The sequence below is a fragment of the Listeria valentina genome, assembly GCF_011800755.1.
GTDB classification, from domain to species: Bacteria; Bacillota; Bacilli; order Lactobacillales; family Listeriaceae; genus Listeria; species Listeria valentina.
Window position 1 is genome coordinate 1 of sequence record NZ_JAATJW010000086.1, and the last position, 7,342, is coordinate 7,342.

General features: G+C 39.4%; 7 protein-coding genes and 1 pseudogene. All 8 read left to right on the forward strand.

Annotated features, from left to right (window positions below; translation table 11 throughout):
- Window positions 1-214 precede the first annotated feature (214 nt).
- Window positions 215-1,942 carry an ABC transporter ATP-binding protein gene (locus HCK02_RS12755; protein WP_167630484.1) on the forward strand — a complete coding sequence of 576 codons (1,728 nt, stop codon included), beginning with the start codon at window positions 215-217 and terminating at the stop codon, window positions 1,940-1,942.
- Window positions 1,935-3,707 carry an ABC transporter ATP-binding protein gene (locus tag HCK02_RS12760; protein WP_167630485.1) on the forward strand — a complete coding sequence of 591 codons (1,773 nt, stop codon included), beginning with the start codon at window positions 1,935-1,937 and terminating at the stop codon, window positions 3,705-3,707. The genes HCK02_RS12755 and HCK02_RS12760 overlap by 8 nt, the downstream gene beginning before the upstream one ends.
- Before the next feature lie 82 nt (window positions 3,708-3,789).
- Window positions 3,790-4,155, forward strand: a complete 366-nt coding sequence (locus tag HCK02_RS12765) for a hypothetical protein (protein ID WP_167630486.1) — start codon at window positions 3,790-3,792, stop codon at window positions 4,153-4,155.
- Between the two features lie 165 nt (window positions 4,156-4,320).
- A complete protein-coding gene (locus HCK02_RS12770; RefSeq protein ID WP_167630487.1) occupies window positions 4,321-4,542 on the forward strand; it encodes a hypothetical protein in 222 nt (73 codons plus the stop codon).
- Between the two features lie 88 nt (window positions 4,543-4,630).
- Window positions 4,631-5,332: a pseudouridine synthase gene (locus HCK02_RS12775; RefSeq protein ID WP_167630488.1), complete on the forward strand. Its 702-nt coding sequence runs from the start codon at window positions 4,631-4,633 to the stop codon at window positions 5,330-5,332.
- A gap of 107 nt (window positions 5,333-5,439) precedes the next feature.
- Complete coding sequence (locus tag HCK02_RS12780) at window positions 5,440-5,757, forward strand: ArsR/SmtB family transcription factor (protein ID WP_167630489.1); 318 nt, start codon at window positions 5,440-5,442, stop codon at window positions 5,755-5,757.
- 169 nt (window positions 5,758-5,926) lie between these two features.
- Window positions 5,927-6,844, forward strand: a complete 918-nt coding sequence (locus tag HCK02_RS12785; protein WP_167630490.1) for an NAD-dependent epimerase/dehydratase family protein — start codon at window positions 5,927-5,929, stop codon at window positions 6,842-6,844.
- A 24-nt stretch (window positions 6,845-6,868) separates the two neighbouring features.
- Window positions 6,869-7,267 (forward strand): annotated as a pseudogene (locus HCK02_RS12790) (type 1 glutamine amidotransferase domain-containing protein); the annotation flags it as partial.
- Between the last annotated feature and the right edge of the window lie 75 nt (window positions 7,268-7,342).

Sequence of the window (7,342 nt, forward strand, 5' to 3'; positions counted from 1 at the left end):
GGTGATAAATCTTACATTTTTGTCATTTAATAAAATATTTTATGTTTATGCGAAGCTGAAAGGAGCATTGCTAAGCGATTGTATCGACTAATGTACAAAAGTTAATCAGTCTCTGGACTGATTTTTAAACTTTATCGGATTAAAGCTTGAAAATCATTTTAAATTCAAGTAGAATAAGTGTTCGTCTGATTTTTGTTGAAATGGGAGGGAAACAATGAAAATATTACTACAGCACTTGAAAAAGTATCGAGTTGAGACCATTTTTTCAACAATCTTTGTTGCGATCATGGTTATTTCACAATTGTGGCAACCAAAATTACTGCAGCAAGTTTTGGATGCGATTGTGAAGGACAAGATGGATGAGATTTCATCCATTGGAATTCTGCTGATTGTAATCGCGGTGATTGGCTTAGTAGCTGGAATTTTAAATACGATTTTGTCAGCCAAAATTGCGCAGGGGGTAGGCGCAGACATTCGCGAAAGCAGTTTTCGCAAAGTTCAAACCTTTTCATTTAGCAACATTGAGCGGTTCTCAACGGGGAACCTTGTTGTACGACAAACGAATGACATTACGCAGGTGCAGAATCTCGTGATGTTGTCACTTCAATCGTTGACGCGGATTCCGATCATGTTTATCGGAAGTTTTGTGCTTGCAATGGTGACTTTACCTGCACTTTGGTGGGTAATCATTCTCCTTGTTGTACTCGTCGTTTTGATCGTTATGTTGACGTTTGGCGCTATGGGTAAGCACTTCGTAAAAATTCAAACTTTCCTTGATAAAGTAAATGCGATTGCGAAAGAAAATCTTGCTGGGATGCGCGTCGTCAAAAGCTTTGTTCAAGAAGATAATGAAATTAATCGTTTTACGGAAACAAGTGACAAATTAACTGCGCATACGATTCGAGTTGGGGTTTTGTTCTCTGTGATGATTCCAGCTTTCATGTTCGTTTCAAACCTTGCGATTGTCGTTTCTATTTATTTTGTAGGCGATATGGTGAAGGATGATCCAAATGTGATCGGTGCGGTCGCTTCCTTTATGAACTATCTGATGCAAATCATGATGGCGATCATTATTGGTGGGATGCTTACGATGATGGCTTCCCGCGCGTTTGTTTCGCTTGGTCGGATCAGTGAAGTTTTGAATACGGATGCGGATATTACTTATGATCCGAATGCAAAAGAAGAAGATTTAGATGGACGTGTTGAATTTAAAGATGTAAGTTTCCGCTATGAAGGGGATGATGAAGATGCCTTGTCGCACATTTCCTTTAAAGCAGAGCCAGGCGAGACGGTCGGAATTGTCGGTGCGACAGGATCTGGGAAGTCAACGCTTGCTCAACTTATTCCGCGACTTTATGATCCGCAAGAAGGGGAAGTTTTAGTCGGCGGGGAGAACTTGAAGAAGCTAAACAAAAAAACGCTTCGTCAAACGGTTTCTCTTGTTTTACAGCGAGCTGTCCTTTTCTCCGGAACGATTTCGGATAATTTACGGCAAGGGAAGCAAAATGCTTCTGAAACGGATATGGAAAATGCCACGACGATTGCGCAAGCGAAGGAATTTATTGAGCATCAAGAAAAACGTTATGAAGCGATCGTTGAGGAACGTGGAAACAACTATTCTGGTGGTCAGAAGCAACGCCTTTCGATTTCGCGTGGTGTTATCGGGACGCCGAAAATTTTAATTTTGGATGATTCGACGAGTGCGCTCGATGCCAAATCTGAAAAGCTAGTCAAAGAGGCGCTTGCAAACGAATTAAATGACACGACAACCTTTATTATTGCGCAAAAGATTTCTTCTGTTATTCAAGCAGACAAGATTCTTGTTCTTGATAAAGGAAAGCTCGTTTCAGTCGGAAATCATCATGAGCTGCTTCAAACAAGCCCGGTTTATCAGGAAATCTATGAAACACAAAAAGGGAAGGATGTGTTCGAAAATGAGTGAGTTTAGACAAATCACGAAGTTCTTCTGGCACTACCTTCGCGCCTATAAACTTCAACTATTTGTAATTCTTCTGGCAGTTATCGGCGCTACTTTCTTGCAAGTTAAAGCGCCACAATATGTCGGTAAAGCTGTGCAAGAATTAGCGGATTATGCAGTGAAACTTGTAACAACGGGTGTGGATGATAAATCTGATTTTCACCATATCTTGCTCATGCTACTTTTATTCTATATATTAACGTCAGTTGCGATGTTCATTCAAAATATCATCATGGCAGGTGTTTCTGGGAAGGCAACGAACCGGATGCGGATCGGGCTATTCAAGAAAATGGAGAAACTTTCGATTCGCTTCTTTGATAGTCACAATGATGGCGAAATGCTGAGTCGCTTTACGAGTGATATGGATAACATTTCGAATACGCTCAACCAAGCGCTTGTCCAAGTGCTTTCGAATTTAGCACTCATGATCGGTGTTATCATCATGATGTTCACGCAAAATGTGGAACTTGCTTTTGTCACATTGATTGCGGCTCCGTTTGCTGTGATTATTGCGGGAATCATCATCCGGAAAGCACGCCGCTATGTGGACTTGCAGCAAGATAGTTTGGGCCGCTTGAATGCCTATATTGATGAAAAAATCTCCGGTCAAAAAGTGGTCATCACGAATGGTTTGGAAGAAGAAACGATCCGAGGTTTCTTAAAGCACAATGAAATCGTTAAAAATGCAACGTATAAAGGTCAAGTTTACTCTGGCTTGTTGTTCCCAGTAATGCAAGGGATCTCACTTGTTAACACGGCGATCGTTATTTTCTTCGGTGGCTATCTGGCTTTAAATGGTAGCCTTGACCGGACAGTAGCGCTCGGTCTCATCGTGATGTTCGTTCAGTATTCGCAACAGTTTTATATGCCGCTTACGCAAATTTCTTCACAGTACAGCATGTTGCAACTAGCGATTACTGGGGCACGCCGTGTGAGCGAAGTCTTTAAAGAACAAGATGAAGTGGAACGTCCAAATGTCCAAACGATTGATGGCGTCCATAAAAAAGTAGAGCTGAACCATGTGAAATTTGGCTACACGCCAGATAAGCCAGTTCTAAAAGATGTGACGATCGGTCTTGAAAAAGGTCAGATGGTTGCTGTTGTTGGGCCGACTGGTTCAGGGAAAACAACGATCATGAACTTACTAAATCGCTTTTATAATGTTGATAGTGGCGAAATTCTCTTTGATGGGAAAGATATTAGAGACATTGAACTGCATTCGCTCAGGAAACAAGTGGGGATCGTCTTGCAGGATTCTGTGCTCTTCTCTGGAACCATCCATGATAATATTGCGTTTGGGAAACCGGATGCGACGCGTGAAGAGGTTATCGCCGCCGCGGAACAAGCCCATATTCATGAGTTTATAGTTTCGCTTGATAAAGGCTATGATACAGAGATTAGCGATGAAAATAGTATTTTCAGTGTCGGACAAAAACAACTGATCAGTATTGCTAGGACGATTTTAACCAATCCAAGCTTGCTTATCCTAGATGAAGCAACAAGTAATGTGGATACAGTTACGGAAAGTAAGATCCAAACGGCGATGGATAATGTGATTTCTGGACGAACAAGTTTCGTTATCGCACACCGTTTGAAGACGATTCTAGGGGCTGACCATATTGTCGTTCTTAGGAATGGGGAAGTGATCGAGGAAGGTACGCATGAGTCGCTTCTCAAGCAGAAAGGCTTCTACGCGGAACTCTATCACAATCAATTTGTTCTAGAATAAACCCGAAACACAGCTTTTTCTTTGAAGAAGCTGTGTTTTTTTCATATGATAAAAGAAAGAATTTGCTTTGAAGGAGAAAAACATGAAAAAAAGTTTACTTGCTATTGTCGGCGTTTGTCTTTTGCTTTTAGTGGCTTGCGGGCAAACGGAGGAAACGAAGGATCCTTACGTGATTTATACGGGAAATGTCAGTGAAAATGGAACGAGCGAGGCGAAAGGTGTATTTGTGGACCAACTTGAATCGGAAGAGGGAAAAGCGATCAAGGGGCCGATTGAGCTTGCTTCGATCAGCAAAATTAGCAACCAGAAAGATGACCGTGCCATCAATGTATCCGATCTAGTGGTGGGCGATGAAGTGGAAGTCCATTTGAAAAGCGATTTTTCTGTTCAAGGTTCTGCGCCGAAAAAAATTCGCTATCAAGATATCCTCAAAATTCTTAAAGAATGATTTTGACTATTTTGTTGCCTGAGTTTGTCAAAAAAAGGAAAAAAATTGCTTTTTTTCTCGCGAATTTGTACAATTTGTGAATTTTTCGAGAAATGGGTTTAAAAATTTCATTTTAGCGTAAAATAAAGAATAAGAAAGGGGTTACATTTTAGGAGGGTATAGAAGATGCGAAACGGAAGGGAAGCTCTTGAGGCGACAAAAGAAGATTTCGAGCAGCTCGATCGGCTGTTTTTCGAGTTGCAGAATTTACTTGCAGCAGCAGATGAATTTGGTAAATTTGAAGTGCTTGTACAAATTGAAAGAAAGTTAGATGAATATCGTTTACAGCAATCACTTTCGGGACAGTTTTCTGAAACACGCTGTGCAGCTGAACTTGAAAGTTTGTAGGGGAACTCCTTGCGAGTTCTCTTTTTATTGTTTGCGACTTGAAAAGCTGATAAAATCAAAGGAGACTGAGGCGAAGGAGCTTTTATAAATGCGGCTAGACAAATTGTTGGCGCACGCGGGATTTGGGACGCGTAAGGAAGTAAAGGACTTACTTAAAAAAGGCCAGGTACAAGTAAATGAAAAGCGAGTTAAAGATGGTGGGCTAAAAGTGAAGCCTGAAACGGATGAAATTGTTATGAACGGGGTACGGGTTCAGTTTGCTGAGTTTTCTTATTGGATGCTCAATAAGCCGCAAGGAGTGATTAGTGCGACTGAGGATAAATTTGACCGGACGGTATTAGATTTATTTAAGCCAGAAGACAAGCGACAAGGACTTTTTCCTGTGGGAAGGCTTGACAAGGATACGGAAGGTTTACTTTTGATTACAAATGATGGCGAGCTTGCTCATACGTTACTTTCACCAAAGAAACACGTCGATAAGGTTTATTTTGCAAAAGTGACAGGCGAACTTACGCAGGAAGACCAAACTGCTTTTGAAACTGGAGTCGTTTTTCTGGATGGGTACGAAGCGTTACCAGCTAAACTGGAGATTCTTGCTGCGGGAGAGGCACGCGTGACGATTCGTGAGGGAAAATTTCACCAAATCAAAAAGATGTTTGAGGCGCGCGGGAAAAAGGTGACTTACTTGAAGCGCGAAAAAATGGCGAGTTTGGAACTGGACGAATCTTTGTCGCTTGGTGCATACCGGGCACTGACGGAGCAGGAACTGGCGTCGTTACTTAAGCGTTGAATTGGAAATAGCGATGATAGATTTTATGATTAATACTTGCACATAATGAAAATAGCGCTATAATAAAAGAGTTAAAATATGAAAATTTATTTTAAAGGAGCATGGAAATGGTAGAGCAAACACTCGAAATCTTTAAAAGAGGCAGCAAAATTTTAAGTGTTCTGCAAGATGAAAAGCGTCAACAGATTCTTGTTTTGTTGTGCCGCGAAAAACAATTAACGGTCAATCAAATTACTTCACTATTACCCATTTCACGTCCAGCTGTTTCTCATCACTTAAAGTTGATGCTAGATGCAGGTGTTTTATCTGTTAGCCAAGTAGGACTTGAGCGATACTACAGCTCGGATTTAGAAGATGCTTTAGATTGGTTGAAAGAATTGACTCGCTCTCTTGAAGAAGATCTTGAAAATAAAGGGAATAAATAAGTTTTATTTTTGGGTTTTATGTTCATATGTTTAAACTTATGGATGTTATTATCTAGATAATAACTGTGTCTTATAAAGGGTAATGAAGATAATAATTCATGTTATAACATATGATTGACGCATAATCCTTAATTTATAGTTAAATATTAATAAATTGGAGTGGATTACAATGCAAACAGTACTAGGAAGCAATGGGCAAATCGGGCAAGAAATAGCAAAGGAACTTTATAAAAACTATACTAAAGAGATTCGCTTAGTTAGCAGGAAGCCTAAAAAGATTCACGAGTCTGATGAGTTAGTGGCAGCTGATTTAATGAGCTATGAAGAAACGTATAAGGCTGTAGCGGGTAGCGATATTGTTTATTTTGCTGTTGGCTTACCTGCCAACTCAGAAATGTGGGAAAATCAGTTTCCGACAATTATGGAAAACATCATCAAAGCTTGCCAAGAAACGAATAGTAAATTAGCATTTTTTGATAACACTTATATGTATGAAAAAAATGCTAATGTTCAAGTGGAAAATAGTCCCTTTGTTCCAGTGGGACGCAAATCACAAGTTCGCGCGGAAATGGCTGAGCTGTTACTGTCAGCAATGAAAGAGAAAAAAGTGGATGCTGTGATTGGTCGTGCACCAGAATTTTATGGTCCAGATTTAACGCAAAGTATCACAAATTCATTAGTGTTTAATCGGATTAAAAAAGATAAACGTGCCTTTGTTCCGTTGAGTGATTCGGTTTTACGTTCACTTATTTGGACGCCTGATGCGAGTCGTGCTTTAGCTTTGTTAGGTAATACCCCTGATGCGTACGGAGAAACATGGCATTTACCTACTGATGAAAGCATTACCTACAAAGAAATAATCAATAAAACAGAAAAGATTTTAAGCAAGAAAATCAATTATGCTGTGCTACCAATGTGGCTTTTTAAGATAGGTAGCTTGTTTAATCAACAAGTCAAAGAGCTTATCGAATTATTGCCTAGATATAAATATGATAATGTATTTAAATCGGATAAATTCAAGAAAAGATTTCCTGATTTTAAAATCACAACTTTTGATGAAGGCATTAGAAAAGTATTTAACAAGTAATAAATTTGTCAAAGGAGAATGATGATGAAAAAGATAATGATTGTAAACACAAGCTCTAATCATTTTGAAGGAACTACAAAGCCTACGGGTCTATGGCTAGGTGAACTCGTTCATTTTTATGATCACTTTAACACCGCTGATTATCAAATTGATTTATTTAATGTTGAGGGTGGAAGCACGCCGATTGACCCAGTCAGTTTAAGCACATTCATGTTGGATAGTGTAACGAAAAAGTATTACAATGATGAACATTTTATGGGTTTGCTAAAAAATGCTCGCTCTATCGATCAGGCGAAACCTCATGAATATGATGTGATTTATTTTACTGGAGGACATGGTGTGATGTTTGATTTTCCTAACAATAAAGAGATACAAGATGCAATAAGCGAAATTTATGGTCATGGTGGCATAGTTGCTGCTGTGGATAGATGTCAATAAAGTAGACACAAAAAGAGTAAATACTTAAAAATTTTCAAAATAAAGAGCCTCCTTTTCATT